The sequence below is a fragment of the Skermania piniformis genome, assembly GCF_019285775.1.
GTDB lineage: Bacteria > Actinomycetota > Actinomycetes > Mycobacteriales > Mycobacteriaceae > Skermania > Skermania pinensis.
On the sequence record NZ_CP079105.1, the window covers coordinates 493301 to 519804 of the forward strand.

Consider the following 26504-nt stretch of genomic DNA (forward strand, 5'->3'; position numbering starts at 1 on the left):
GCTGACTCCTTCGGATCGGTAACCAGGTTCTACCGTATTGCCAGGCGGGAACGAAGCAAAGCCCGAGTGGGATCGAATCCAGGGTGCGTTCGGGATCTCATCATCGGACCAGCTCTGTTCACTCGACGTTTACCATGTGTCGGTGCTCATCGGCGACGTACCGACCCGGCCCGGGCGTGCGTCGATTCGGCCGCCGCTGGTCGTCGGAGCCGTTGCGGTCGTCGTCTTGCTGGTCGGGCTGCAGCTCGCCGCCGGGTACTTCGGTTTCCGTGGTCCGGTGTTCAGCCTGCTCAGCGACTATCTGGCGACGCCGGCGTCGGCGTCGGTGCCGTGGGCCGGCCTGGTGCTGGCACTGGTCGGTCTGCGCGGTCGGCAGCGGATAGCTGCGCTGACTGCCGCCGTCGGTCTGGACGCGGTGTTCGCGCTGGAACGGCTGGCCCGGGGCGGCGCCGCCACGGTCGGCAACGGACCGCTGATCGTGCTGACCGGACTGATCGGCTACGCGGCCCTGCGTTGGTCCGGGGCGCAGCAACGGAATGCGTTGCGGGCCGCCGCGTTGGGCGCGCTGCTGATTTTGGCGACCAAGATCGGCGACGCCTATCTGCAGCTGACCGTGGTGTTGCGCGGCGAGGTGCTGGATCGGTATGTGCTGCTGGCCGACCGCGCACTGGGTGATCCGGCGTGGTCGGTCGGGCGGTTCGTCCAGTTCACCGGGCCGGTCGGCCACGCGATCCTGCACTGGGTGTATATCGAGTTGCCGGTCGCGGCGATCGTGGTGGCGATCTGGCAGCTGCGTGGCGCGAGTGCCGGGCGGTGGCCGAGTCATCACCTGGTCCGGACGTTCCTGGTGCTCGGGATGGTCGGTCCGCTGATCTATCTGATCTTCCCGGTGGTCGGCCCGGTGTTCGCATTCGGCGCCCAGGGGCAGGGTTTCGCGCTCGGCGACTACTGGCCGCAGACGCTGCCGCCGACGGACCTGGCCCCGACGCTGGTTCCGTTCGACACGGCGACGCCACGCAACTGCATGCCGTCGATGCACACCGCCTGGGCGCTGGCCTTGTTTCTGCATTCGCGGCGTGGTCCCGGCTGGTTGCGCTGGGGTGGCACGTTCTGGCTGGCTGCCACGCTCACCGCGACACTCGGCTTCGGCTATCACTACGGGGTCGACCTGGTTGCGGGGGCGGTGCTGTGCCTGACCGTCGAATCGGCCCTGCGTGAGCCCGAACGAGGGTGGGGCTGGTTCCGGATCCGGCTGGTTGCCGGCGGGGTGCTCGCCCTGGCCGCGCTGCTCCTCGCGTACCGCTATCTCGCCGTGCAGATGGCAGTTCACCCGGGTCTGGCCGGGACGGTGGTGCTCGCAGTGCTCGCCGCGGTCGGTTACGGGTTCTATGCGACCTGGTTCGGCTACTCGGGGTCGAGCCGAGCGGGGTCGAGCCGGGCCGAGTCGTCGGACATTTCGTCCACGGCGAGCAGTCCGTCCGGGTCGCCCTGCTCCCGATAGGCGACCCGGCCGATCAGGTGCCCGATCACCGGGGCGGTGACCAGCGTGAACAGCGCCACCAAGACCAACATCCAGACGTCGACGTTGCCCCGTAGTTCGATCACGGCGCCGATCAGAACCAGCACCAGCCCGACCACCTGGGGTTTGGTCGCCGCCTGCATCCGCGACAACGTGTCCGGGAATCGGACGATGCCGATCGCTGCGGTGAGCGCGAAGGTCGAGCCGAGCAGCACACAGACGGCGGCGAGGACGGTCATCGGGCATCCCCGTCGTCTCGGACCCGGAATCGGGCGGCGGCAGCCGAGCCGAGGAAGCCGACCAGGGACAACGCGACGACTGCCGGGACCACCGTGGTATCGCCGGTGTCGATGGCCCACACCGCCAGCCCGCACATCGCGACCGCGACCAGGGTATCGGTGGCGATCATCCGGTCCAGGGTGGACGGCCCGGCGAGCACCCGGAACATGGTCAGGCCGGCCGCGGTGAGCAACAATATTCCGGCGATGATCGTCACGACGGTCATCGCGGCGCCGGCCCGGTCGTCGGGCGAGACTCGAACGTCCGAATGAACAGCTGCTCCAGGCGGCGGGTGCTGCGATAGAACTCCGCCACCGCCCGCTCGCTACCGATATCGAGCACGTGGACGTACACCATTCGCCGCTCGGCGTCGATCTCCAGCACCATGCTGCCCGGGATCACGGTCAACGCATCGCAGCACAGCACCAGCACCAGGTCGGATCGGATGGCCAGGGAGACCCGAAGGACGCCGGCCGGCGGTGGCGCGTCGCGCCGCAATGCCAGCAGTGCCACCTGCACGCTGGAGATCAACGCGTAGTAACCGATCACGCCGAGCAGCTGGAGCAGCGGCAGCGGGCGCAGCCAGCCACCCACCGGCAGTCGGGGCAGCGGGAGCAACACGGTGATCGCGGCGCCCAGCAACAGCCCGGCGAGAATATTGCCGACGCTGACCGTGCCCCACAGCCAGCAGTAGACCACGGCCAGCCAGACCACGACGGCGATGCGGATCAGGTGGGTGCCGGTCATCGCGCTCCGTCCGGGGTACCGAGCACGGCGTTCAGGTAGACCGTGCGGTTGCCGAGGTCGGTCGCCGCCCGTTCGGTGATGCCCAGAACCGGGCCGGCGAACACCGTCAGTGCGGTCGTGACCAGCACCAGCGCCATGGTCGGCGCGACCATGAACACCGGCATCGGGCCGACGTCCGCGCGTTTGCGGAACAGCACGTCGGTCGACTCGTCGATCAGCGCGGCCGGAGTGCTGGCCGCGTAAACACCCTCCGGTGCGTCGGCCCGCGACCGCCAGAACGCCTTGGTCCAGATCCGCGCTACCACATACAGCGTCAGCAGGCTGGTCAGTACGCTGCCGATCACCAGCAGCCAAGCCAGCACGCTGCCGGCCTGTACCCCGGCCTCCAGCAACACCACCTTGCCGATGAAACCGGAGAACGGTGGGATGCCGCCCAGGTTCAACGCCGGAATCAGGAACAGCGCCGCCAACGCCGGGCTGACCGTCGCCAGGCCGCCGAGGCGGCGCAACGATGCCGACCCGGCCTGCCGTTCGATCAATCCGACCACCAGGAACAACGTCGTCTGCACCAGGATGTGGTGCGCCACGTAGAACATCGCCCCGGACAGGCCCGTGCGGCTGGCCAGCGCGATCCCGAACACCATGTAGCCGATGTGCGATACCAGGGTGAACGACAGCAGCCGCTTGATGTCGCTCTGCGCGATCGCGCCCAGGATGCCGACCAGCATGGTGAGCAGGCCACACACCAGCAACACCTGGTTCAGCAGCCGGTCCGCGTCGTCGCAGCCCGCGCTCGTGCTACAGGTCCCGCCGGCGAACAGGCTGTGGGTGCGGATGATCGCATACACCCCGACCTTCGTGAGCAACCCGGCGAATACCGCGGTGACCGGCGCAGGCGCGATCGGGTAGGAGTCGGGCAGCCAGTTGGCCAGCGGGAACACCGCCGCCTTGATCCCGAAAGCGACCAGCAGCACCGCGAAGACCGCGGTCCGCACCCCGTCCGGTACCCCGTCCAACCGCTGCGCGAGCTGGGCCAGATTCAGCGTGCCGGTGGCACCGTAGGCGAGTGCGATGCCGATCAGGAAGATCAACGAGGACACCATCGCGACCAGCGTGTACGACGTCCCGGCCCGCACCCGGTCGGCGCTGGCGCCGAGGGTGAGCAGCACGAACGAGGCGGCCAGCAGCACCTCGAAACCGACGAACAAGTTGAACAGGTCGCCGGCCAGGAAGGCGTTGCAGATACCTGCTGTGAGCACCAGGTAGGTCGGCAGGAAGATGGACGTCGGCTGCCGTTCGGTGCCGTCCCGCACGCCCTGACCGACCGCGTACACCATCACCGCGAGCAGCACGATCGCCGACACCAGCAGCATCAGCGCGGCCAGCCGATCCACCACCAGACTGATCCCCAGCGGCGCCACCCAGCCACCGACCTGGACCGCCGTGGTGCCGTCGCGGTCGGCCAGATACAGCAACGTCGCACACACCACCGTCACCGCGATCAGCGCGGAGATCGTGATCGCTCGCTGCACGGTCGGGCGGCGGCCGCCGACCAGTGTCGCGGCGGCGGCGAGCAGGGGGATCAGCACCGGCAGCGGCGCCAGCCAGCTCATCTCGACTCCCCGTGCAGCTCGTCGTAGCACTCGACGTCTTCCGGATCGGGCAGTTCGTCGAGCGGAAGCGGATTGCCTTGTGCGTCGAAGGCGTCGCCTTCCGGGCTGGGCGCGCCGGTCACCGGGTCGTCGGACAGGTCCTGGTCCGGCGCGTCCGCCCGGGACCACTGCGTCGCGACCCGGACGTCTTCCGGGTCGTCGTCGACGCCGTCGCGCCCGGTCAGCGTGTACGAGCGGTAGGCGAGGGCGAGCACGAACGCCGACAATCCCATGGTGATCACGATCGCGGTCAGGATCATCGCCTGGGCCAGCGGATCGGCCATCTGCGCCGGCTCGGCACCGCGGCCGACGATCGGCGGTGCGCCGGCCCGGCCGCCGACCGCGATGATCAGCAGGTTCACCCCGTTTCCGCAGGCGATGATGCCGAGCAGCATGGTGATGATCGACCGTTCCAGGATCAGGTAGACCCCGACCGCGAGCAGCATCCCGACGAGGATCAGCAGCGTCGCATCGATACTCATTGTTTCGTCTCCAACCGGGCGCCCAGGCTGCGCAACACGTCCAGCACCAGGCCGACCACGATGAGGTAGACCCCGAGGTCGAAGAACAGCGCGGTGACCAGCTTCACCGAGCCGATCAGCGGTAGCTCGAACTCCAGCGTGCTCGACGACAGCACCGGCGCGCCCAGCAGCAACGACACCGCCGCGGTGCCGGCCGCACAGATCAGCCCGGCGCCGAGGATCTGGCCGGCGTCCACCGGCAACGCCTCGCCCAGCTCGTAGCGTCCGCCCGCCAGGTATCGCAGTACCAGCGCCAACCCCGCGGTGAGTCCACCGGCGAAACCGCCGCCCGGGGCGTTGTGTCCGGCGAAGAAGAAGTACGCCGACAGCACCATGATCGTCGGGAACAGCAGCCGGGTGGTCACCTCGACGACCAGGGAGCGGTACCGCGGGTCGAGCAGCGCGCCGGCCCGCAGCCAGGGGATCTCGTCACCGTCGGACGGCGGGCTCTGCGCATCGGTGACCCGTGGTGCGAGGCCGAACCGACGGCTGCGGAACACCAGCGAGGCGACGCCGGTGGCGGCCACCAGCAGCACGGATATCTCGCCGAGGGTGTCCCAGGCGCGGATGTCGACCAGCAGTACGTTGACCACGTTCTTGCCGTTGCCCAGGTGGTAGGCCGCGTCCGGCAGCTGCAGCGCGATCGGCGAGTCGTGCCGGGCCGCCGTGGCGAAGATCGCGAGCACCGGGACGCACACCCCGACCGTGATCGCCAGCAGGGCGCGCGGCACCTTGTGTCCGGCGATCGACTTCGGGTTCAGCTCGGCCGGAAACTTGCGCAGCACCAAGACGAAGATCACCAGGGTCAGCGTTTCCACCAGAAACTGGGTCAACGCCAGGTCGGGCGCGCCGTGCAGGGCGAACAGGACGCCGCAGCCGTAGCCGGTGATTCCGATACACAACACCGCCGCGAGCCGTTGCCGGAGCACCGTCGCGGCCAGCGCCGCGGCCAGGATCAGCACCCCGACCGCGGGTTGTACCGGGCTGTCCCACCGACGCAGCTCCAGCTCGTGCGGGCGATCGCCGAGCAGCAGGACGACGGACGGCAGGGTCACCGTGGTGACCAAGATGGTTGCCTGGGTGAGTGCCACCGACCCCCGCTGGGTGGTGCTGGTCATCTGCAACGAGATCAGGTCCAGCGCACTCAGGACGGCGTCGTAGGCCCGGTCGGCATTGCCGATCCGCAGCCGACGGGCCGAGAACCGGCGAATCCGGTCGGCGCTCAGGTAGATCGCGCAGCCGCCGGCGACGGCGAGCACGGTGAGTCCCAGCGGGAGTCCGAAGCCGTGCCAGAGGCCGAGGTGATAGTCCCCGGATCCGGGCAGGGTCCGGGCATACGGTTCCACCAGCCGGCCCACCCAGGGCGCCGCGATCCCGGCGGCGAGCCCGCCCGCGGCGAGCAAGGCCGGCACGGTCAGGAACAGCGTGCCGGGCCGGTGCATGGTGGCGACCGGACCGGTGGGCTGGGACCGGTGTTTATCACCGAAGCTGTCCACGATCAGCCGCACGCTGTACCCGACGGTCAACGTCGAGCCCAGCACCACCGCCGCCAGCGTTGCGATGTCTGCCAGGTTCGGCGATGTCGGTGCGAGCGCGGCCAGCCCGGCCTCCTTGGCGACGAAGCCGAGCGTCGGTGGCAGTCCGGCCATGCTGAACGCCGCCACCGTCGCGGTGATCGCCAGGGCGGGCGCCCGCCGCCCGAGATAGGCGAGTTTGCGCAGGTCCCGGGTCCCGGTCGTGTGGTCGATGATGCCGACCACCATGAACAGGGCCGCCTTGAACATCGCGTGTGCCAGCATCAGCGACACCCCGGCCAGAGCCGCATCGTGCGTGCCGCTGCCGACCAGCACGATGAGCAGCCCGAGCTGGCTGACCGTGCCGAACGCCAAGATCAGCTTCAGGTCGTAGGCCTGCAGTGCCCGCCAGCCGCCGAGTAACAGCGAGGCACAACCGAGCACGACGACGGTCGGTTGCCAGGCCGGCGTGTGTGCGAAGCCGGGGGCCAGCCGGGCCACCAGATAGACGCCGGCTTTCACCATCGCCGCGGCGTGCAGGTAAGCGCTGACCGGAGTGGGGGCGGCCATCGCGCCGGGCAGCCAGAAGTGCATCGGCACCACCGCGGACTTGCTCAGGGCACCGACCAGGATCGCGACGACGGCGACGTCGACCAGGCGGCCGGACGGCGGGTTCGCCACCAGATCGGAGAGCAGGTAGCTGCCGCCGGCCTCGCCGAGCATGATGATGCCGACCAGCATTGCCAGCCCGCCGGCGGTGGTGACCAGTAATGCCTGGGTGGCGGCCCGGCGGCTGGTGGCGCGCTCGGCGTAGTGCCCGACCAGTAGGAACGACAGCGCGCTGGTCAGTTCCCAGAAGGTGTACAGCACCAGCAGGTTGTCACTGGTGACCAAGCCGAACATGACGCCCGCGAAGGCGACCAGCTCGGCGGCGAACCGGCCCAGCCGGGGCTCGTCGTCGGTGAAGTAGCGGGCGCAGTAGATCAGGATGAGCGCGCCGATGCCGAGCACCAGCAGCGCCATGATCGCGGCCAGCCGGTCGAGCCGCAGCGTGAGATCCATCCCGATCTCGGGCGCCCACGGCAGGTTTTCCCGGCGGTCTTCGCTCGGCTGCCCCGTGCCCCAGTTGGCCAGCACCCAGCCCAGACAACCGGCCGGCACCAGGGCGAGGAGCAGGAAGCCGTTACGGCCGAATCGGCGGATACACAACGGGGCAGCCAGCGCCGCAAGGGCAAGAGCTACCAGGATGGCGAGCACGGATCACTCCGTCACGGTCGGCGGGGTGCTGGGTCTGCGATCGTACTGGGTGCGCCGTCGTAACGCCGACCAGCCGCAGTAGACGATCAGTACCAGCAGGCACAGCGAGCCGAACCGGATGCCGACCGGCCAGGGCAGTGCAACATAGCCCTGTAGTGCCAGGGAGGCCGGTGGTACCAGGGAGTCTGCCGGTGTTGTCGGCCCGATCTCGGCGGCCGGGCGATAGACCACCAGCGCGTGGGTGGCGAAGAACCCGGCGAACAGCACGGACAGCGGCGCGATCACGCCCAGGCCGAGAGCGGCCACCGGGATCTGCACCGGCAATGCTGCGCCGAGCACCAGTCCGGCGCCGATCCCGGCGACCGCGAGCCGGGCCGCCAGCAGCGGCCCGGCGGTGCCGAAAGCCGGATCCAGGACGCCGAGCAGCGGGACGAGCGCGAGCAGTGCCAGCCCGGTCGGTGCGGCTGTGTGGATGTGCCGGCGGGCGAGCGCAAGACCGGCGGCCGGCGTGAGCAGGCCGATCGCGACCAGACCGAGCGCGGTTCCGACCGACCGAGGCACCGTCAGCGAGATCACCACCGGCATCAGACCTGCGGTGGCCGCGACGGTGAGCGGTACGAAACGTCGGTCGGTGGCGGGCGCGTGCCGCGCGCACCACTCGGTGCCGAGGACGACGCCGGCCAACCCGACGAGGCTGATCGTGACGAACGATCCCGGCGTCGCGCCGTTGCCGAGCCAGCCGCCGACCAGCCAGCTGACCCCGCCGAGGCCGAGCGCGCCGCCGAGCGCGTATCGACCGCTGCCGGGACTGTCGGGACTGTCTGCCCTGCCGGGACGGTCCGGTCCGGTGCGGCTCCGCCAGGCCGCCGCGCCGTCGCCGACCGCCGCCAGGGCCGCCGGAAGCATCCGGGACACCGTGCCGTCGACTGCGTACATCCACGGCATCGCCGTCGCCCAACCGCCCAGCACTCCCCACACCAGCAGCGGCCGTGCCGATCGATGCGACCAACCGGCGGCCGTGGCGCAGCCCAGGATCAGTCCGGCGGCGATGCTGCCGATCGATCGCAACAGGTCGGGGTGTCGGTCCGGGGCGAGTGAAAGTGCCAGCTCGATCAGGCACAGCATCCCCGCCGCGACCCCGGCGACGGCCCAGCTGGTCCGCGGCGCGGCGCGGCGGGACAGTACGGCCGACCCGATCGCGACCAGCAGGGCCAGCGTGCCGCGGCTGAGCGTGTCGGTGAACCAGTAGCCCGGCAGTGCCGCCCAGCGCAGGTCGACGTCGGCCAGCGAAATACCGGCGACCCAGCCGGCGCTCAGTGCCGCCGTGGTGACGGGGAGATCGATCGGGGTACTCGCGGGACCGGCCACCGCGAGCCGGACGCTACTCGGTCGGTCGCAGCGCATTCGGCACATGACGTGGTCGTCGGATGATGGCAACCCCGGCGTAGCCGATGATCAGCACCATGGCCAGTGCGGCAATCCGGTAACGATGCGGCTCGAGCAGAAGGTGCCATTCGACGATCCCCGAGGGTGGGCTCGCGGTGAGTTGGGTGTACGAGGGAGGTCTGTCGGTCGTCCCGAACCTGCTACCGAACAGCAGAGTGAACAGTGTTGCCAGCGCGCCGGCGCCGGCGAAGCCGAGCGCAGCGACCGGCGCTTGGCTGGGGAAGGTCGAGGCGATCGTCAATCCGGCGCCGACCCCCACGACCGCGATCCGGATCGCGAGGAGGGGCCCGTCCTGGCCGGTTTCAGGCAGCAACAAGCCGGCCAACGGCACCAGCGCGAGTAAGCCGAGTCCGACCGAGAGCAGCGGTCGGACGCTCGCGGCGCGGACCCCGATCACCACCGCGACGATGCCGACCGCGATCAACCACTCGGCGGAGATCCGCTGCGGCGGGCCGGCCGCTGCAGCCAGCACCGGGCTTGCGCCGGCGGCCACCGCAAGCGTGGCGGGCAGAAAACCGCCGTCGGACGGGGCGGCCAACCGCCGCGCCCACTCGGTGCCGAGCACGACCAGTACCAGGCCGAACAGGGCAACCGCCGGCATCACGCGGCTCGACCGAGCCCCCGCCGTGCTGCTCCAGGCACCGTACAGCCAGATCAGAATCGTGAGCGCCGCTGCCGCGGGCAGCACCAGTTGCACGGTCGCCGGATTCGGCCGAGGAATCCGGAACGCGGAGTCCGCGGTCGCGGCACCGGCGATCGCAGCGAGAATCGTGACGATCGTGAGCCACGTCGGAGCGAGCACGGTGCCGCCGGAAAGCAGCCACGGCTGTGCGATCAGCGCACCGGCCACCGCGCCGATCGCGAGTGCGGACTGGGTCGGCGGCTCCCCCCACGCCGCAGCCACCGCCGACCCGAGCAGCACGCCCGCTGCGACGCTGCCCGCGATGAGAGCCGCCGCCCCCACCCCTTCGGTCGGATCGTGTCCGGCGACCCAGGTCACGGGTGCGAGCACCGCGGCACTGGCGGCGACGACAAACCATGCGGTACGTCGTGATCCGGCGCGGGCCAGCAACACCGTGGCAGTGATCGCGAACGGAAGACCCAATCCGGCACGGATCAGCGGTTCCGCGAGCCAGAAGTGCCCGATTGTCCGATGAATATGTGAGTCTGCGGTAGCCATTCCGGCCAACGTTCCGCCGGACAGCGCGCCCAGGGCCGCGGATAATGGTCGTGAGGAGACCGGCATGTGAAGACCCTAGCTGTAGGATTCGGAGCTTCCCGGCCGGAATCGGCAATCGAAAGCCGGTAGCGATACAGGGTCGGGTTGAGTGGCAAAAAGCCGACCATAGGTTGGTTGACGGCTGCTAAACTACCCCCGGGTCGGGGCCGAGAAGAGAGGGACGTCATGCCGCTCTGCGGTGCCCCATGTCTACTGGGATCGAGAGTCGGCGGATGACCGACATCGATCTCGATGCGATCGAGCGCAGTTGGCCGAAGGTCGTTGCGGTGGGCGACGAGGCGACGCAGTACTTCTACTCCCACCTTTTTCTCGCGCATCCCGAGGTGCGCGACATGTTTCCGATATCGATGTCCGCGCAGCGGGACCGGTTCTTCCGGGCTCTGGGCACGATCGTCTCCGACGTCCGCAAGCACGGGACACAAACGGACTTCGTCCGTCAGTTGGGCCGCGATCACCGCCGCTACCAGACGATTCCGGAGCATTACGGCGCGGTCGAAGGTTCGTTCATCGCGACTCTGCGGCATTTCCTCGGCGCGGAGTGGACCGAGGAACTGGCGGCATCCTGGGCCGGTGCCTATCAGTTGATCGCCAACTCGATGGTCGACGCCGCCGAGGACGACGAACACACGGCGCCGGCATGGTGGGACGCCGAGGTGCTGGCCTCGCAACGGCGCACGATCGAAGTGGCGGTACATACGATCCGGCCGACGCAGCAATACAGCTACCAGCCCGGCCAGTCCTTCGCGCTCGAGGTGGAGAAGCGTCCCAAACTCTGGCGCTATTTTTCTCCCGCCAACGCGCCGCGGCCCGACGGTGCGATCGAGTTGCACGTGCAGGCGGTGGCCGGCGGTCAGGTGAGCGGGCTGTTTGCTCGCGCGATGCCGGTTGGCGAAAAGGTGAAGATCGGCGCGCCGGTCGGTGTTTCGTTGACCTTGCCGGTGGAGCACACCGGCGACATCGTGATGGTGGCCGGCGGCACCGGCCTGGCGCCGTTGCGGGCGTTGACCGAGCAGTTCACCAACCGGTGGCGCACCACCGGATCAGGGCCGCAGGTGCACATGTATGTCGGGGCGCGCGAGACCTGGCACCTTTACGACAGCAATTACCTCAACGCGTTGGCCAAGCAGCCCTGGTTCCACTACACACCCGTGGTCTCCGGTGACCCCAATTATCCGGGGCAGACCGGCATGGTCGGCGAGGTGGCGGCCCGAGAACGGCCGTGGTCGGATCGGCCGCAGACAGCGTTGGTATGCGGGTCGACAGCGATGGTGTCCGGGACGATCGAGGCGCTGCGCGCGACCGGATACCCGGAGGAAGCGATTCGTGTCGAGGACTTCGGCGCAATCGGATGGGATGACCACGAAGCAGCTGGGGACGGGGTGTAAGGCATGCCGATGACACCAGAGGAATTGGCCAACGTCGGTTTCCGGAAATCGCCGCTGGGGCGCCGGGGATACGACGAACGTGAGGTGGATACCTTCGTCGACCGGTTGCGTTCGGAGTACCTGACCTTGCAGGGACGCTACGTTCGGATGTCCCGAACGCAGCTCTGGGAGGACTCTCGCTCCGATCTGGTCGACGAGAACGCCGAGCTGGCCGAGCAGGTGCGGCGGCTGCGGCTGGAGCTGGAGCTGGAACGCGGCACCGACGACGAGGTATCCCAACTGCGGCGCGAACTCGCCGAGGCGAAGCAGGAGAACGCCCGCCTGATCGCGGAATCGGAGAAGGATCTGCGCGGGATCAGCGACCGCGCGGTACACCTGATGTCCAAGGCACAGCTGTCTGCGGACGCGACTGTCGAGGCTGCGGAGCGCCACGCCCGCGAGCTTGTACTCGATGCGCGGGATCAGTACCGCGACATCTTGCGCCGGGCCCGTAAGTCGGCCCAGCACGCGACCGACGAGCTGGCTGCAGCGCCGGTCCCGGTTCCGGTCGACGGCCGACCGGTGCCGGAGATCGAATACGTGCGCACCTACACCCGCATCGCGCGGTTGCAGCTGCGTTCGGTGGTCGATGCTCTCTCGGCCGAGATCGACAAGCTCGCCGATCTGCCGAGGCTGCCGTCCGGCGAGGTACCGGCGCTGCGCTCCGGGATCTCCGATCAGACCGCGCTGGAGGCGATCGACGGTGTCGTGCAACGGCGGTCGGAGTCGGCCTAGCTCCCTGCAGCTGCAGTTCATGCGGTACTGCAGTTCATGGTGCCGGTCATGCGGCCGGCGAGTCGGCGCGATAACGGTCACCCGGGCGGTGGTAGGTGTTCGTCCGGGGCTTACGGTCCGGGTCGAGCCAGGCGGGCGGAATCCACTCGATCCGGCCGGTCGGGGTACGTCGTACCGTCCAACCGTGGTCGACGAGCACATGGTGCTTACGGCAGGCCGGAGCCAGGTTGGTGATGTCGGTCGGCCCCCAGTCGGCCCATTCGTTGCAGTGGTGATACTCGCACTCTGCCGCCGGCCGGGCGCACCCGGGAAAGGTACACCCACCGTACTGAGCGGCTGCGACGAGCCGCTGATCAGGTGATGCCAGCCGTTTGGTTCTGCCCAAGTACAGCGGTCGGTCGGTGTGGCTGTCGAAAACCGCAAGGTAGTGCCAGGAGTGCGCGGCCATCCGGATCAGGTCGGGCATCGGAATGAGCGTGCCTCCCGCGGTGCGCGCCTTGCGGCCGGCCGGGGGTGGCGGCTCCGGTGGCGGTGTCGCCGAGTGATCGGCGGCATGTGTCGGGTTGCCGGCTGGTGTAGTCCCGCTGGCGGGGCCCGTCTCGGCGGCTGCCGCATGTCGGGCGGCGCGCTCCAGATCCTGCAGCGTCGTGGTCACGACGACCGTCACCGGAAGGCCGCGATGCTGGCCGAGATCGTCGGAGGCAAGTAGATCGCGAAGTGCGGTGAGCAGCGCGTCGTGGTTGCGTTGGGCCACGGTCCGGGTGTCCCGGCCGCCTTCGTCCCCGTCCGGTTCGGCCTCGGGGGTAGGCCCGCCGCCGGCGGTGCCGCTCGCATCGTCGGGAACGCACGCGCCGGGGCGGGCCAGCTTGGCGAGGATCGCCTCCAGGTAACCGCGAAACTCAGCCGAGATCCACCCACTGATCCGACTGAGCGTGTCACGTTGCTGCTCACCCAAAGTGATTCCGCGCCTACGCTGGCGGTCGCTCTCATCTTCCAGGCGGCCGTCCGGGTTGATCATTGCGTCCAGGTGCCGCGCGAGTTTGCGTAGCTGGTCGGGTCGCAATGTCATGGCGGTGTCCGCCAGCTCCTGCTCGGCATGCATCCGGGTCGGTAGATCGACGGCGCTCGGCAGATCGCACAGGAACTGCCGGATAACACGTACGTGTTCGCGGCCGATCGCGCCGGTCTCCACACGGCGAGCAACCGTCGGCAGCAGGGCCTCCAACGGCTCGCCGGTGAGCGTCAGACCGGGAGTGAGGTCGGCGGCCTCGGCGAGCCGGGCGCCGGCGTCGGGGCCGGTGATTCGTAGGGTGTCGGCGATGACGTCTCGGGCGCTCTGCCCACCGAACTCTTCCGGCGGGGCCTCGGCGACCTGCCGAATCAGACCGTATCCGACGCCGGTGATGCGCCGGTGTACCCGCTCCAGCTCGCGCAGGGTGTGCAACGCCGCTGTGCCACTTTCCGGTGCCATCCCGGCAAGCTCGTCGAGTGCAGCATCCAGCGCCGCCAGGGGCTCCGCCGCAGTCGCTACTCGAACACATGTTCTAATAATAGCGCTAACCGGCTGCGCCGTAAAGAAACTCGACCCGACAAATCCGGAAATGGAAGAATCGGGGCTTGTGCAGCTGAGTCTCGACGCTCAGCTCCGCTGATCGGCATACCGGCGCAATGCCTCGACCTGAACCGGGTCCAGCGAGGGGCGGACCACTGCCCGGGCCGCCGCGACGTCGGCGGCGGTGACATCGGCGGCGTCCAGGCTGCGTCGCATTGCCGTCAGCGCGGCCTCGCGCAGCAACGCGGCGCAGTCGGCCGCCGAGTAGCCGGCCAATTCGGCGGCCAGCCCGGCCAAGTCGACATCGGCGTCCAACGGCACCGACCGGGCCGCGGTGCGCAGGATGTCCGCGCGGGCCGCGGCGTCCGGCGGCGCGACGAAGACCAGTCGCTCCAGCCGGCCGGGCCGGAGCAGCGCCGGGTCGATCAGGTCCGGACGGTTGGTGGCGCCGAGCACGACCACGTCGCGCAGCGGCTCGACCCCGTCCAGCTCGGTGAGCAGGGCGGCGACCACCCGGTCGGACACCCCGGAATCGCCGGTCTGTCCCCGTCGTGGGGCGAGTGCGTCCACCTCGTCCAGGAACACCAACGACGGCGCGGAGTTACGGGCGCGCTGGAAAAGCTCGCGCACTGCCTTCTCCGACGACCCGACCCACTTGTCCATCAGCTCGGCACCTTTCACCGCGTGCACGCTGAGCTGGCCGGTGCTGGCCAATGCGCGAACCAGGAAGGTCTTGCCGCAACCGGGTGGGCCGTAGAGCAATACGCCGCGCGGCGGGTCGATCCCGAGCCGGGCGAACGAGTCCGGATGCCGCAGCGGCCACAGCACCGCCTCGGTGAGTGCCTGTTTGGTCTCGACCATGTCGCCGACGTCGTCCAGACTCACGCTGCCGATCGCGAGTTCCTCGCTGCCGGAACGAGACAGCGGCCGGATCACGGCCAGCGCACCGAGCAGGTCGGCTTGCCGGAGCGCCGGCTCGGTGTGTTCCTGACTGGCCCGTGACGCGGCTCGCAGGGCCGCCTCCCGACACAGCGCGGCCAGGTCGGCGACCACGTAACCCGGTGCTCGGGCAGCGATCTCGTCCAGCTGCAACGCCTCGGTCGGTACCTTGCGGAGCAGCAGTTCGAGCAAGGCGCGCCGAGTGGCCGCGTCCGGCAGTCCGAGCGCCAGCTCGCGATCGCACAGGTCCGGCGCCCGTAGCCGATCGTCCAGTTGCTCCGGGTGCGCGGTGGTCGCGATCAGCGCGACCCCGGGAGTGCGGACCGCCGCCCGTAGCTGCTCCAGGATCAACGTGCCGACCGGCTCGGCGACGGCCGGCAGCAGCGCGTCGATATCGGTGATCAGCAGCACACCGGAGCGCCCGGTCAGCCCGGCGACCGCATCGGCGACCCGGTGCTGTCGGGCGCCGATCTCCGCGGCGCCGACGGTCGGGCCGTCCAGCTCGACGACGTGCCGACCGGTGGTGACCGCCCGGGCCAACGTGGCCTTGCCGACGCCGGCGGGCCCGGTGATCAGCACTCCCAGGTGCGGCGCGGCGCCCAGCGTGCGCAGCAGCTCGGGCTCGTCGAGGGCGAGGGTGAGCCATTCGCTCAGCTTCGCGGCCTGCTCCTGCGCCCCGACCAGATCGGTCACCGGCACGTCGGCGACCGGCGGCTCGTCGCGGGCGGGGGGCGGCGGCGAAACCGGGTCCGTGCCATCGGCCCAGATCACCGCGGTATTCGGTTGCACGCTGACCGGCTCGCCGCCGGGATCGGTGCCGGTGACGGTCAGCAACTCGGAGGTCCAGGCGACGCCGAAGGTACGCGACAGTGCCTGGGTGGTCGCGGCGGAGCTGGTGCCCGGGCCCAGATCACGGGGAAGCAGGGACACCGCATCGCCGACCGAAACCACCTTGCCGAGCAACGCCTGCCGCAGCGTGGTGGCCGGGATCGACCGGGTGGCCAGCGCTGATCCGCGCACGGTCACCTGCCGTGCGCCGTACACCGTGGCCGGGCGGACCACGACCGTGGCGTTCTCGCCGATCCCGGCGTTGGACATGGTGACGTCGTCCAACAGCGCGGTGCCGGCGGGTGTGCCGGGCGCGGCGAACCCGACGACGGCCGCGGTGCGGCGGCCGCCGAGTAGTGCGATGCCGTCCCATTCCCGCAGGCCCAGCGCGGTCAGCGCCTCCGGGTGCAGTCGTACCACGCCGCGTCGGGTGTCGGCGGCGGAGGTGTTCAGGCGGGCGGTCAGGGCGAGTTCGGCCATGCCTGCATGTCTACCCGCTGGATCGGGCCCGGCTGGTCAGCTGCGCGGCCGCCGCAACCGCAGTTGCGCGGTGGACCGGCGGCGCGGCGACGCGCGGCGGATGGCTCGGCGCTGTGCCCGGCGTTCGGCGGGCTTGTGTTCCCAGGCTTCCGGCCGGGCGGCGACCCAACGTTGCGAGTGGATCGCGAACGGAATGTGTGCCAGATACAGCACGGTGAGCACGACCAGCAGCATCAACGGGTACACCGTCAGCGCGGCGGCGGCCAGTGCCACCGCCAGTAGCAGCCCGGCGGCGGCCTGCGGCGGCACCGACACCGACTTCATCGCGAAGGTCGGGATACGGCTGACGACCAGCGCCGCGGTGAACAGGGTCCAGGCGCTGGTGGCGATCGGGGACGACCACCAGCCGGCACCGAACTGTTCCGCCAGCACGATCGGCAGCAGCGCGATCAACGCGCCGGCCGGTGCGGGCACTCCGACGAAGTACTCCCGGGCCCAGCTCGGCCGGTTGTCGTCGTCCATCAGCGCGTTGAACCGGGCCAGCCGCAGCACGATGCTCACGGTGAACACCAGCGCGATGATCCAGCCGAACGGCTGTTGATGCAGGAGTGTCCAGTACAGCACCAGAGCCGGAGCGACTCCGAAGGCGATCGAATCGGACAGCGAGTCCAGTTCGGCGCCCATCTTGGAGGTGGCGTCCAACAGGCGGGCGAGCCGACCGTCCAGCGTGTCGAAGACCGCTGCGGCGCCGATCAGGGCGATCGCGATCGTCGGGGCACCGTCGAGCGCGAACTTCACCGCAGACATGCCCGAGCACAGCGACAGGATGGTCAGGATGCTCGGCAGCAGTCGCACCGGGGTGCGCAACGGTGCCGGTGTCATCGCCGCGCCCCGCCCCGGTCGGTCACGGCAGTTCGCCGAGTACGGTCTCCGCACCGATCGTCCGCTGGCCGGGCTCCACCAGCAGCCGGCTACCCATCGGAAAATAGGTGTCCACTCGAGAACCGAACCGGATCAGCCCGTACGTTTCGCCGAGCCGGAGCAGGTCGCCCGCGGCGGCGTCGCAGACGATGCGACGGGCGAGCAGGCCGGCGATCTGGACCACGATCACCCGCGCGCCGGCGGCGGTATCGATGACGACGCTGTTGCGTTCGTTGCGGTCGCTGGCTTCGGGCAGGTCGGCGGACAGGAAGCTGCCGCGCTGGTACGCCACCGTGTAGACGGTGCCGGCGACCGGAATCCGTTGCACGTGCACGTCGAGTACGGACAGAAAGATGCTGACCCGGGGCAGCGGGTCCGGACCGAAACCCAGCTCGGTGGGCGGTGCCGCGGTATCGACCAACGCCACTTCGCCGTCGGCGGGCGCGACGACCACGCCGGAGCGGGTGGGCGGCACCCGGTCGGGGTGCCGGAAGAAGGTTGCGCTGGCACCGGCGGCGCCGAGCGCGGTACGGCGCAACCAGGGATGCCGACGGCCGAGCACCGCGACGGCGAGCGGCGCGGCGACGAACGGCAGGCCGGCGGGATGGAGCGGGGGCACGGCGGCCCGGATCAGTCCGGCGACATGTGTCAGGCCGCCTTCGGCCTGGTCACCCGGCGGTTTCGGTCGGCGTGCCACAGGCTCCCCATATCGTCTGTCGGTCTGCGGTGACATCCGCCGATGCTCATCGGACGGGATGAACGGCGGATCGATGCCACCTTACTGACCGGTGCGGCACGGGACGTAACGGGTGATCTTGGGCGCACATATGAGGATGCCTCATGTTTACGGTACCGTAGGTTGCGTCCCGCGAAAGACGGAGGAACGACGGTGCCCACCCCGCTCGAGACCACAACCGGCGCAGCCGCCACCGCACTCCTCGGTCTCGGGGTGTACCGCCCGGCCCGGGTGGTCACCAACGACGAGGTCGCCGGTCCGATCGATTCCAGCGACGAGTGGATTCGCACGCGTTCCGGTATCCGCACCCGCCGGTTTGCCGCTGCCGACGAGAACGTGATCACGATGGGGATCGCGGCCGGCCGGGATGCGCTCGCGTCGGCCGGGATCGAGCCGGGGCAGGTCGGTACGGTGATCGTGGCGACCTCCACGCACTGGTATCAGACCCCCGGCTGTGCACCGCAGATCGCGGTCGGACTGGGTATGGCGAGCCCGGCCGCGTTCGACATCTCGGCCGGCTGTTCCGGCTTCTGTCACGCGGTGGCACTCGCGTCCGACCTGGTGCGCGGTGGTACCGCTCGCTACGTGTTGGTGATCGGGGTGGAGAAGCTGACCGACACCCTCGACGCCACCGACCGGTCGACGGCGTTCCTGTTCGCCGACGGTGCCGGCGCGGTGGTGGTCGGTCCGTCCGACGAGGTCCGGATCGGCCCGACGGTGTGGGGTTCGGATGGTAGCCAGAAAGATGCCATCACCCAGACCAAGGACACGTTGAGCTACATCGACGATCCCGATCCCGGGAAGGTGCGGCCGTACCTGCAGATGTCCGGATCGGCGGTGTTCCGATGGGCGGCACACTCGTTGGAGAAGGTGTGCCGGGAAGCGCTGGATCGTGCCGGGGTGGCGCCGGATCAACTCGACGCGATGATTCCGCACCAGGCCAACGGTCGGATCATCGAGATCATGGCGAAGGTACTGGGCCTGCGGCCGGACTGCGCGGTCGCGAACGACATCGAGACCTCCGGCAACACGTCCGCGGCGTCCGTCCCGTTGGCGATGGAGGAGCTGTTGCGGACGGGTAAGGCGCGTCCGGGCGACACGGCATTACTGATCGCGTTCGGCGCCGGCCTGACCTATGCCGCGCAGGTGGTGACGCTGCCCGAGCTGGCGGCCTGACCTACCGCGATCGGTTCGCCGAGGGTCAGCGCTCGGCCCATACCTGGCCGAGCACCTGCTGGAAAAATTCGATGGGTTGGGCGCCGGCCACCGCGTACTTCTCGTCGAACAGGAAGTAGGGAATGCCGGTCACCCCCAACTCGCCGGCCAGCCGTTCGTCCTCGCGGACGGCGTCGAGATATTCGTCGGACCGCAGCACCTCGTATACCCGATGCTCCGGTAGTCCGGTCTCGATGGCGAGCGTGGCGATCGTGTCGTGGTCGCTCATCGAGACACCGCCACCGAACTGCGCTTCCATCAGCCGCCGCCGGACCTGGTCGGCCATGCCGTGATCGGAACCGAGATGGATCAGGCGGTGCGCGTCGAGGGTGTTGCTCACCAGTACCTGGCCGGCGTCGAACGGGAGGCCCACCTCGGCGGCCTTCGTGGCGATCTCGACCTGCGCTTCGGCCATCTGCGCTTCGGAGGTCCGGTACTTCGCTGCCAGTATCGGGATCATCGGCTGCGGATCCCGGGACGCCTGCGGCTCCAGCTCGAAACTGCGGACTCCGACCAGGACGTCCGAACGGTGCTCGAAGTCGGCGAGCGCTCGACGGAGATACTCGTCGCCGAGGTAACTGAACGGACATGCCACGTCAGACCAGATCTCGATATGCACGTCGAATTCTAACCTGGCCCAGAACGCCGACCGGCGCCGCCGAAAGTCGTTGCCGAAAGGTTGCTACTGCTCTGCGTCGGGAGGTTTCGGTGACGGTGGGACGCAATCGGTAATGCTTTCGCGGCCGTTGCCGATAGAAGTAGCGATTGACCCACCAGATCCGTTCCCGCCACCAGAAAGACCTCTGAAAAGCCCGTCAGGGGAGAGAACCCTCAATGAAACTGAATGCGCTGTTGAGTCGTCACCGTTCCGCGCCGGTCCCGCTGCTCAGTTCGGCATGCCTGGCCGGCAATCCGAAGTCCTGGCCGAGCGAGCAACTGGAGCGTTTGCTGACACCGTCGGAGATAGATCAGGTTCGGGCGATAGATCAGGTTCGGTTCCGCCGGAGCTGATGTCGGGCCGGCGGCCTAGGCTCGTTGGGTGACTTCCCCGCAATCCGACGAACCGGCCGCCAAGCCCGTCATCGTCTCGGTGGACGACGATCCGGCGGTGTCGCGGGCGGTCGTCCGGGACATCCGCCGCCGCTACGGTCAGCACTACCGGGTGGTCCGGGCCGAGGCCGCCGAGCAGGCACTCGACGCGCTGCGCGAGATGGCGTTGCGCGGCCAGCAGGTGGCGGTGCTCATCGCCGACTACCGGATGCCCGGAATGGACGGCATCGCCTACCTGGAGCAGGCGATGGATCTGTTCCCGCACGCCCGCCGGGTCCTGCTGACCGCCTACGCCGACACCAACGCGGCGATCGACGCGATCAACGTGGTCGACCTCGACCACTACCTGCTCAAGCCGTGGGACCCGCCGGAAGAAAAGCTGTACCCGGTGCTCGACACCCTGCTGGAAGCGTGGCAGCTGGCCGATCGGCGGCCGGTCGAGGAGACCAAGGTGGTCGGCCATCGCTGGTCGGCGGCGTCTGCGCGGGTGCGCGATTTCCTGGCCCGCAACCAGCTGCCGTATCGGTGGTATCTGGCCGACGAACCGGAGGGCGCTCGGCTCTTGGCGGCAGCCGACGCGGACCCGGACCACTGCCCGGTGGTGATCACCGCCGGCGGTACGACGTTGATCGAGCCGAGCGACGCGGAATTGGCCGGCGAAGTAGGGCTGCACACCACCCCGGCAGAGAACTTCTACGACCTGATCGTGATCGGCGGCGGTCCGGCCGGGCTGGGGGCCGCGGTGTACGGCGCCTCCGAGGGCTTGCGCACGGTGCTGGTGGAGCGCACGGCGACCGGCGGCCAGGCCGGGCAGAGTTCCCGCATCGAGAATTACCTGGGTTTCCCGGACGGCGTCTCCGGGTCGCAGCTGGCCGACCGAGCACGCCGCCAGGCGACGAAGTTCGGCGCCGAGTTGATCACCACCCGCGAGGCGGTCGAGCTGGCGGTGAACGGCTCGGCGCGGACCGTCCGATTCGCCGACGGCGGGCAGATCGACGGCCACGCGGTGATCCTCGCGACCGGGGTGAACTATCGTCGGCATCCCGCTCCGGGCATCGACGATTTCACCGGTCGGGGAGTGCATTACGGCGCCGCGCTGAGCGAGGCGGCGCACTGTGTGGACGACGATGTCTACGTCGTCGGCGGCGCCAACTCGGCCGGCCAGGCCGCGGTGTATCTCGCCCGGCAAGCCCGGTCGGTGACCATTCTGGTCCGGGCGAAGTCGCTGGACGAGTCCATGTCGCACTACCTGATCGAGCAGATCCGGCAGATTCCCAACATCACCGTACGGACCTGTGTCGAGGTGGTCGGGGCGATCGGCGACGATCACCTCCGGCAGATCGTGGTGCGCGACCGGGTCGGCGGCGACGAGGAAACAATCGACACGCAGTGGTTGTTCTTGTTCATCGGAGCAGCACCGAGTACCGACTGGCTCGACGGCGTCGTGTTTCGCGACGAGCACGGCTTCGTCCTGGCCGGCCCGGATCTGCTGGTCGACGGCACCCCGCCGGCCGGCTGGCAGTTGTCGCGTCTGCCACACCACCTGGAGACCAGCGTGCCGGGGGTGTTCGTGGCCGGCGACGTGCGGGCCGACTCGGCCAAGCGGGTTGCGTCCGCGGTCGGGGAGGGCGCGATGGCCGTCATGCTGGTCCATCGATACCTGGCGCGGCCGTAGTCGCGACCGCCCGGAACCGACCCGACGTTTCGACGAGGTGATCATCATGCCCGACGAGTTGGTCTGCGACCCGGCCGAACTCCGTTCGCTGTTCCTGTTCGAGAGCCTGTCCGACGAGCAATTGGAACGGTTGTGTCGGGACGGGTGCTACGTGAGTGTCGAGCCCGGCCTGGTGTTCGCCGAAGGGGACCCGGCGACATCGTTCTACGTCTTGGTCGACGGCGAGATCGCGTTGCGCCGACGGTCCGGTGGCACCGAGATCGAGACCACGCGGACCGCCCACAAAGGCGCCTACTCCGGCGCCTGGGCGGCCTATCTCGATCAGCGCGAGCAGAAGTACAAGTCGTCGATGTATGCGATCACCGAGTCCCGGTTCTTCGTGCTCGGGGCGGGGGTGCTGGGGGAGCTGATCCGCGAGTGGTTTCCGATGGCCGTGCACCTGCTGGAAGGCGCGGTGATCGGTGGCCAGCGGTCCCGGCAGATCATCGACCAGCGAGAACGGCTTCTTGCGCTGGGTGCGCTGTCGGCCGGGTTGACCCACGAGCTGAACAACCCGGCAGCCGCGGCCGTCCGGGCGGTGGACACCTTGCGCAGCCGAGTAGCCGGGATGCGGCACAAACTCGGCTTGATGTCCAAGGGCACGTTCGATCACGCGACGCTGGAAACCATGATCCGGCTGCAGGAGGAGGCGGCGGCACAGGTCGGAAAGGCGCCGAAGCTGACCCCGATGGAGGAGTCGGACCGGGAGGAGCTGCTCGGCGAATGGCTCGACGATCACGATGTCACGGGTGGTTGGGACCTGGCGCCGACCTACGTTCAGGCCGGTCTGGACGTCGACTGGTTGGAGCGGGTCGCGGCCAACCTCGACGATCAGCCGCACGAGATATTCGAGGGTGGACTGCGGTGGCTGTACTACACGGTCGAGACCGAGCTGCTGATGAACGAGGTCACCGATGCCACCAACCGGATCTCGAAACTGCTCGGTGAGGCCAAGCAGTATTCACAGATGGACCGGGCGCCGTTCCAGGTGGTCGACGTGCACGAACTGCTGGACAGCACGCTGATCATGCTCGGTGGCAAGCTGGGCACCGGGATCGAGGTCCGTAAGGAGTACGACCGGGGATTGCCGTCGGTGCCGTGTTATGCCGCCGAGCTGAACCAGGTGTGGACCAACCTGATCGACAACGCCGCGCAGGCGATGGCCGGATCCGGCACCCTTACCGTGCGGACCTACCGCGACAACGACTGCGTCGTGGTGGAGATCGGCGACACCGGTCCGGGGGTTCCGCCCGATATCCGAGACCGGGTGTTCGAGCCGTTCTTCACGACCAAACCGGTCGGCGAGGGCACCGGCCTGGGTTTGGACATCTCGTTCCGAATCGTGGCGAGCAAGCACGGCGGCGACATTCGGGTCGAGTCCGAGCCGGGGGATACTCGGTTCATCGTCCGGCTTCCGCTGAACCGCGATCGCGTCGAGGACGGTTCGGAAGTCGCCGTCGCAGAAAAGGAACCGAACGATGTCGAGCAGTGAGTCGGGAATCGATCCGAGTGTGGCACCGAGCGGATCGGGTTGCGTCGAGTGCGAACAGTCCCGCGGTTGGTGGGTCCACCTGCGCCGATGCGCCCGGTGCGGGCACGTCGGCTGCTGTGACACCTCACCGTCGCAGCACGCCACCGCGCATGCCACCGCCACGGGACACCCGCTCATCCGTAGCTACGAACCGGGTGAGTCCTGGTTCTACGACTACACCACCCAGCAGATGCACGAGAGCGGGCCGCACCTCGCACCGCCGCAGCATCGTCCGGTGGATCAGTCGGTGCCCGGCCCGGCCGGCCGCGTGCCGCAGAACTGGCGGGCTTTGCTCCACCGACCCGGATAACCTGACCGGATGTCGGACACCCTGCTCGCCGTTGTTTTCGCCCTGTGTGCCGCGTGCTGCATAGCGGTCGGCGCCGTGGTCCGGCAACGTGTAGCCGCCACGATCGGGGACGATCAGCTCGGCCGGCTGGGCGCGATCGATTCGCTGGTCCGGCGGCCCAGTTGGTGGCTCGGCACCGTGGTCGGTGTCCTGGGCTACGTCTTCCAGGCGGCCGCGCTGGGCCGCGGCTCGGTGCTGTTGGTGCAGCCGCTGCTGGTGTTGTCGTTGCTGTTTGCGCTGCCGCTCAGCGCTCGGTTTGCCGGCCACGCGGTCGGCCGCGCCCAGTGGATCTGGGCGGGGCTGCTCACCGCGGCGGTGGCGGTCCTGGTGGTGGTCGGCGATCCGCGGCCCGGGCGTCAGCACGCCGAGCTACAGCATTGGCTGATCGTGGCTGCGGTTGCGATTCCGCTGGTCACCATCGGCCTGCTGCTCGCCCGGCGTCCCGGACCGCGTCGCGCGCTGCTGCTGGGTGTGATCTCCGGCGCGCTGTTCGGCTTCGCCGCGATCTTGACCAAAGGAGTGGTGGCGACGGCCGGGCACGGCGTCGTCGCCGTGCTCGGCTCCGCCGAGACCTACGCACTCGCCGTGATCGGACTCAGCGCTACGGCATTGCAACAGAACGCCTACCAGGCCGGTGCTCTGCAGCTTTCGCTGCCCGCCGCCACCGTCGCGGAGCCACTCGTCGCGTCGTTGCTCGGCTTCCTGGTTCTCGGTGAGTACCTGCACGTCGATGCAGCTCTCGTCGCCGTGCTGGTCATAGCCGCGGTCGTGATGGTGGTGGCGGCAATCCAGCTGGCGCGGGACGCCGCCACCCCGACCCCACGGCCGGCTACGGCTCAGACAGGCAATCCTCAGGCGGCGAACTCGCGGACGCGGGTGGCGGGGGTATTCCAGCCCAAGTCGCGATCGAGCAGTTCGTAGAGTTGCTCGTTCCAGGGGGCGAAAAACTCGGCGAGACGTCGATCGGTTTCCGGGTCACGGGGCGGTAGCCCCGGGAGTGGATTTTGGTTGACGGCGGGACGGATGGTTGGTGGCACAGCAGGGAGATCGAGGAAGTCGTGGACGCGGCAGAGGGTGCCGGGGATGTCGGCGAAGAACTCTTCGGCGGCAAAGACCATCACGTTGTCCGGACCGAATCGATCGAGCCAGCGGCGTACCGCGTTGACATAGATGCCGGTCGGGAGGATCGGGTATCCGTGATTGGGGAAAGCATGCGGGTACCGGTCGAATGCGAGCTCGATGTAGTCGGCGTAACTGGTGGTGTGTGCGGCCATCAGTGAGCCGGCGATGAAGATGTCCCATTTGAACTGGGAGTAGGCGCGGTCGACAGGATTACGAAGCATCAGGATGACTTTGCCGTCGGGCCTGATTCGGTGAAATTCGTGCATCAGGATCGTGTCGTGAAGTCTCGGATCGTAGTAGCCGTGGCGGGCGTGACCCGTTCGAGCGGCGAGCTTGGTGAATTCACGTACGGTCGGTCCGTAGATTCGCCAGTCCTCGGGGATCGGAGACAATGTTTCCTTGGTCAATGGGGTCGCTACGCTGGGGTGTTGCATGAGGTAGGAGGCGAGCTCGGACGTCCCGCCTTTCGCCGGTCCGATGCAGGCAAAATCCGGGAGAACTCGCGGGCCGTTCAATGTGCGTAGGGCGCGGCGGATCCGGGGAGCCTGCACGAAGTAATGCGGCAGGGTTTGATTGCGGAGCCAGAGGGGGAATTCCTTGGCCCGAGCCAGCCCGCTGATCCCGTGGTAGCGGTTGAGTCGCTGCTGGATGAACAAGTCGTAGGCGATCGTGTACTGCCGTCCGTCTTTCAATGTCACGCCTTTCCGGTCCAGCGGTATTCGGTACCGATGAGTTCGTAGAGCTCGTCGTTCCAGGGGGCGTAGAACTCGGCCAGGCGATTGTCGGTATCCCGATCTCGAGGCGGAAAGCGCAGGCTCCGGCTCCGGCGGTTCAGCTTTTCGGGTACCTCCGGGGCGTGCGCGGGGAGGTCGAGGAAGGCGAACACCTTCCGGGCGGCCGCGCCGCGATCCCGAAAGATCGTTTCCGCGGGGAGCAGCAGGACGTTCTCGGCGCCGAAGGTGTCTTGCCAGCGCCGGACCGCATCGGCGTAGATGCCGCTGGTCAGTACCGAGTGTCCGACCTGTGGGGTAGCGGCCGCCGTCGGGTACATCGCGAAGGCGTCGTCGATATACCGCGCGTAGTCGGTGAGATGTATCGCGTAGGCAGGATGATTCTGGCTGATCAGCAGGTCCCACTGGAAGTGGGCGTAAGCGCGCTCGACCGGATCGCGGAGAACCAGCACGATCTTGGCGTCCGGCCGCGCAGTGTGGTAGGCGTCCAGCATGATCAGGTCGTGCAGGCGGGGCTCGAAATAGCCGGTTCGGGCGTATCCGGTTCGGGCGATCACAGCATCGAATGCCTGCTGCGTCGGATAGTACGGCCGCCAGGTGGACGGAAGGGGCGAGCCCGGTTCCTGTGTCAGCGGGGCGAGAATGCTCCGGTGTTGCAGCAGTGCCGGTATCAAACTCGCAGCCCCACTCTGCGGCGGGCCGATACAGGCGAAGTCGGGTAATACCCGATCGTGCTTGAGCAGCCGGGGCAGTAGCCGGGGCAGTGGCACCTTATTGTGGTAATACGGCAGGGTGGCGTAGCGCGCCAGCAGGGAATTTCGCTCACCCGGCCGAGGCCGCGAATTCCGGCATGCCGGTTCAGCATCCATTGTTCGAATACGTCGTAACCGGCCAGGTATCGCTGCGCCCGCCGATCGGACGAGCTATCCGACTTCCGGCCCCCGCCCCGCGGCCCGAACGGGTCGGCAGGCGGTGGCGAAAGAAAAGACCGGGTGCGGGTTG

Annotated in this window: 23 protein-coding genes; 8 read left to right on the top strand and 15 right to left on the bottom strand. The window is 68.7% G+C overall.

Translation table 11 applies throughout. From position 1 onward, the window contains the following. Positions 1–142 precede the first annotated feature (142 nt). A complete protein-coding gene (locus tag KV203_RS02240; protein WP_083529803.1) occupies positions 143–1501 on the top strand; it encodes a phosphatase PAP2 family protein in 1359 nt (452 codons plus the stop codon). Here KV203_RS02240 and mnhG read toward each other — a convergent pair. Genes mnhG through KV203_RS02280 form a run of 8 tightly spaced genes read right to left on the bottom strand, consistent with a single transcriptional unit; the run spans position 1405 to position 10181 of the window. Beyond that, the gene (gene mnhG / locus KV203_RS02245) at positions 1405–1758 is read right to left on the bottom strand and encodes a monovalent cation/H(+) antiporter subunit G (protein WP_066466879.1); all 354 of its coding nucleotides are present in this window, start codon (positions 1756–1758) and stop codon (positions 1405–1407) included. The two genes, KV203_RS02240 and mnhG, sit on opposite strands and share 97 nt — an antisense overlap. Next, positions 1755–2024 (bottom strand): monovalent cation/H+ antiporter complex subunit F, encoded by a 270-nt coding sequence (locus tag KV203_RS02250; protein WP_066466878.1) that lies wholly within the window; start codon positions 2022–2024, stop codon positions 1755–1757. The genes mnhG and KV203_RS02250 overlap by 4 nt, the downstream gene beginning before the upstream one ends. Continuing rightward, complete coding sequence (locus KV203_RS02255; protein WP_066466877.1) at positions 2021–2545, bottom strand: Na+/H+ antiporter subunit E; 525 nt, start codon at positions 2543–2545, stop codon at positions 2021–2023. Before KV203_RS02255 ends, KV203_RS02250 begins: the two co-directional genes overlap by 4 nt. After that, entirely contained in the window at positions 2542–4158 is a 1617-nt protein-coding gene (locus tag KV203_RS02260; RefSeq protein WP_066466876.1) for a Na+/H+ antiporter subunit D, read from the bottom strand. The genes KV203_RS02255 and KV203_RS02260 overlap by 4 nt, the downstream gene beginning before the upstream one ends. Then, a complete protein-coding gene (locus KV203_RS02265) occupies positions 4155–4679 on the bottom strand; it encodes a Na(+)/H(+) antiporter subunit C (protein WP_066466875.1) in 525 nt (174 codons plus the stop codon). The genes KV203_RS02260 and KV203_RS02265 overlap by 4 nt, the downstream gene beginning before the upstream one ends. After that, a complete protein-coding gene (locus tag KV203_RS02270; RefSeq protein WP_066466874.1) occupies positions 4676–7489 on the bottom strand; it encodes a Na+/H+ antiporter subunit A in 2814 nt (937 codons plus the stop codon). The genes KV203_RS02265 and KV203_RS02270 overlap by 4 nt, the downstream gene beginning before the upstream one ends. Positions 7490–7492: 3 nt before the next feature. Further along, positions 7493–8857 (bottom strand): hypothetical protein, encoded by a 1365-nt coding sequence (locus KV203_RS02275; protein ID WP_157079642.1) that lies wholly within the window; start codon positions 8855–8857, stop codon positions 7493–7495. Between the two features lie 13 nt (positions 8858–8870). Then, positions 8871–10181 (bottom strand): hypothetical protein, encoded by a 1311-nt coding sequence (locus KV203_RS02280; RefSeq protein ID WP_157079641.1) that lies wholly within the window; start codon positions 10179–10181, stop codon positions 8871–8873. A 206-nt stretch (positions 10182–10387) separates the two neighbouring features. On the opposite strand from KV203_RS02280, the gene KV203_RS02285 reads away from it, so the two are divergent. Then, positions 10388–11560, top strand: coding sequence for a globin domain-containing protein (locus tag KV203_RS02285; RefSeq protein ID WP_217995925.1), 1173 nt, complete (start codon positions 10388–10390; stop codon positions 11558–11560). A 3-nt stretch (positions 11561–11563) separates the two neighbouring features. Continuing rightward, positions 11564–12334, top strand: coding sequence for a DivIVA domain-containing protein (locus KV203_RS02290; protein WP_083529749.1), 771 nt, complete (start codon positions 11564–11566; stop codon positions 12332–12334). A gap of 46 nt (positions 12335–12380) precedes the next feature. Here KV203_RS02290 and KV203_RS02295 read toward each other — a convergent pair whose 3' ends face one another. The 4 genes from KV203_RS02295 to KV203_RS02310 form a co-directional block, all read right to left on the bottom strand. After that, complete coding sequence (locus tag KV203_RS02295; RefSeq protein WP_066466870.1) at positions 12381–13805, bottom strand: HNH endonuclease signature motif containing protein; 1425 nt, start codon at positions 13803–13805, stop codon at positions 12381–12383. A gap of 168 nt (positions 13806–13973) precedes the next feature. Beyond that, a complete protein-coding gene (locus tag KV203_RS02300) occupies positions 13974–16133 on the bottom strand; it encodes an AAA family ATPase (RefSeq protein WP_066466869.1) in 2160 nt (719 codons plus the stop codon). Between the two features lie 36 nt (positions 16134–16169). Then, a complete protein-coding gene (locus KV203_RS02305; protein ID WP_066466868.1) occupies positions 16170–17015 on the bottom strand; it encodes a CDP-alcohol phosphatidyltransferase family protein in 846 nt (281 codons plus the stop codon). A gap of 22 nt (positions 17016–17037) precedes the next feature. Next, on the bottom strand, positions 17038–17751 hold the full coding sequence (locus KV203_RS02310) for a phosphatidylserine decarboxylase (protein WP_066466867.1): 714 nt from the start codon (positions 17749–17751) through the stop codon (positions 17038–17040). A 192-nt stretch (positions 17752–17943) separates the two neighbouring features. Here KV203_RS02310 and KV203_RS02315 point away from each other — a divergent pair, with 192 nt between their 5' ends. Then, complete coding sequence (locus KV203_RS02315; protein WP_066466866.1) at positions 17944–18966, top strand: beta-ketoacyl-ACP synthase III; 1023 nt, start codon at positions 17944–17946, stop codon at positions 18964–18966. 25 nt (positions 18967–18991) lie between these two features. Here KV203_RS02315 and KV203_RS02320 read toward each other — a convergent pair whose 3' ends face one another. Beyond that, complete coding sequence (locus KV203_RS02320) at positions 18992–19624, bottom strand: DsbA family oxidoreductase (RefSeq protein WP_066466865.1); 633 nt, start codon at positions 19622–19624, stop codon at positions 18992–18994. A gap of 420 nt (positions 19625–20044) precedes the next feature. On the opposite strand from KV203_RS02320, the gene KV203_RS02325 reads away from it, so the two are divergent. From KV203_RS02325 to KV203_RS02340, 4 genes are read left to right on the top strand one after another with little or no spacing between them, the layout of a single operon-like run. Next, complete coding sequence (locus KV203_RS02325; RefSeq protein ID WP_066466864.1) at positions 20045–21730, top strand: NAD(P)/FAD-dependent oxidoreductase; 1686 nt, start codon at positions 20045–20047, stop codon at positions 21728–21730. A 46-nt stretch (positions 21731–21776) separates the two neighbouring features. Next, positions 21777–23261: an ATP-binding protein gene (locus tag KV203_RS02330; RefSeq protein WP_066467160.1), complete on the top strand. Its 1485-nt coding sequence runs from the start codon at positions 21777–21779 to the stop codon at positions 23259–23261. Next, the gene (locus KV203_RS02335; protein WP_066466863.1) at positions 23248–23610 is read left to right on the top strand and encodes a UBP-type zinc finger domain-containing protein; all 363 of its coding nucleotides are present in this window, start codon (positions 23248–23250) and stop codon (positions 23608–23610) included. Before KV203_RS02330 ends, KV203_RS02335 begins: the two co-directional genes overlap by 14 nt. A 9-nt stretch (positions 23611–23619) precedes the next feature. After that, positions 23620–24570 (top strand): DMT family transporter, encoded by a 951-nt coding sequence (locus KV203_RS02340; RefSeq protein ID WP_169797443.1) that lies wholly within the window; start codon positions 23620–23622, stop codon positions 24568–24570. Here the strand turns inward: KV203_RS02340 and KV203_RS02345 are convergent. Next, positions 24501–25469 (bottom strand): sulfotransferase family protein, encoded by a 969-nt coding sequence (locus KV203_RS02345; RefSeq protein ID WP_066466862.1) that lies wholly within the window; start codon positions 25467–25469, stop codon positions 24501–24503. The two genes, KV203_RS02340 and KV203_RS02345, sit on opposite strands and share 70 nt — an antisense overlap. Then, positions 25466–26272 carry a sulfotransferase domain-containing protein gene (locus KV203_RS02350; RefSeq protein ID WP_169797441.1) on the bottom strand — a complete coding sequence of 269 codons (807 nt, stop codon included), beginning with the start codon at positions 26270–26272 and terminating at the stop codon, positions 25466–25468. The genes KV203_RS02345 and KV203_RS02350 overlap by 4 nt, the downstream gene beginning before the upstream one ends. Positions 26273–26504 lie beyond the last annotated feature (232 nt).

Excerpts from the sequence above, each read along its gene's own strand:
- KV203_RS02250 (WP_066466878.1), bottom strand. The coding sequence starts at position 2,024 with ATGACCGTCGTGACGATCATCGCCGGAATATTGTTGCTCACCGCGGCC.
- KV203_RS02285 (WP_217995925.1), top strand. The coding sequence starts at position 10,388 with ATGACCGACATCGATCTCGATGCGATCGAGCGCAGTTGGCCGAAGGTC.
- KV203_RS02335 (WP_066466863.1), top strand. The coding sequence starts at position 23,248 with ATGTCGAGCAGTGAGTCGGGAATCGATCCGAGTGTGGCACCGAGCGGA.
- KV203_RS02280 (WP_157079641.1), bottom strand. The coding sequence starts at position 10,181 with ATGCCGGTCTCCTCACGACCATTATCCGCGGCCCTGGGCGCGCTGTCC.
- KV203_RS02290 (WP_083529749.1), top strand. The coding sequence starts at position 11,564 with ATGCCGATGACACCAGAGGAATTGGCCAACGTCGGTTTCCGGAAATCG.
- KV203_RS02305 (WP_066466868.1), bottom strand. The coding sequence starts at position 17,015 with ATGACACCGGCACCGTTGCGCACCCCGGTGCGACTGCTGCCGAGCATC.
- KV203_RS02330 (WP_066467160.1), top strand. The coding sequence starts at position 21,777 with ATGCCCGACGAGTTGGTCTGCGACCCGGCCGAACTCCGTTCGCTGTTC.
- KV203_RS02265 (WP_066466875.1), bottom strand. The coding sequence starts at position 4,679 with ATGAGTATCGATGCGACGCTGCTGATCCTCGTCGGGATGCTGCTCGCG.
- KV203_RS02300 (WP_066466869.1), bottom strand. The coding sequence starts at position 16,133 with ATGGCCGAACTCGCCCTGACCGCCCGCCTGAACACCTCCGCCGCCGAC.
- mnhG (WP_066466879.1), bottom strand. The coding sequence starts at position 1,758 with ATGACCGTCCTCGCCGCCGTCTGTGTGCTGCTCGGCTCGACCTTCGCG.
- KV203_RS02340 (WP_169797443.1), top strand. The coding sequence starts at position 23,620 with ATGTCGGACACCCTGCTCGCCGTTGTTTTCGCCCTGTGTGCCGCGTGC.
- KV203_RS02260 (WP_066466876.1), bottom strand. The coding sequence starts at position 4,158 with ATGAGCTGGCTGGCGCCGCTGCCGGTGCTGATCCCCCTGCTCGCCGCC.
- KV203_RS02295 (WP_066466870.1), bottom strand. The coding sequence starts at position 13,805 with ATGGCACCGGAAAGTGGCACAGCGGCGTTGCACACCCTGCGCGAGCTG.
- KV203_RS02255 (WP_066466877.1), bottom strand. The coding sequence starts at position 2,545 with ATGACCGGCACCCACCTGATCCGCATCGCCGTCGTGGTCTGGCTGGCC.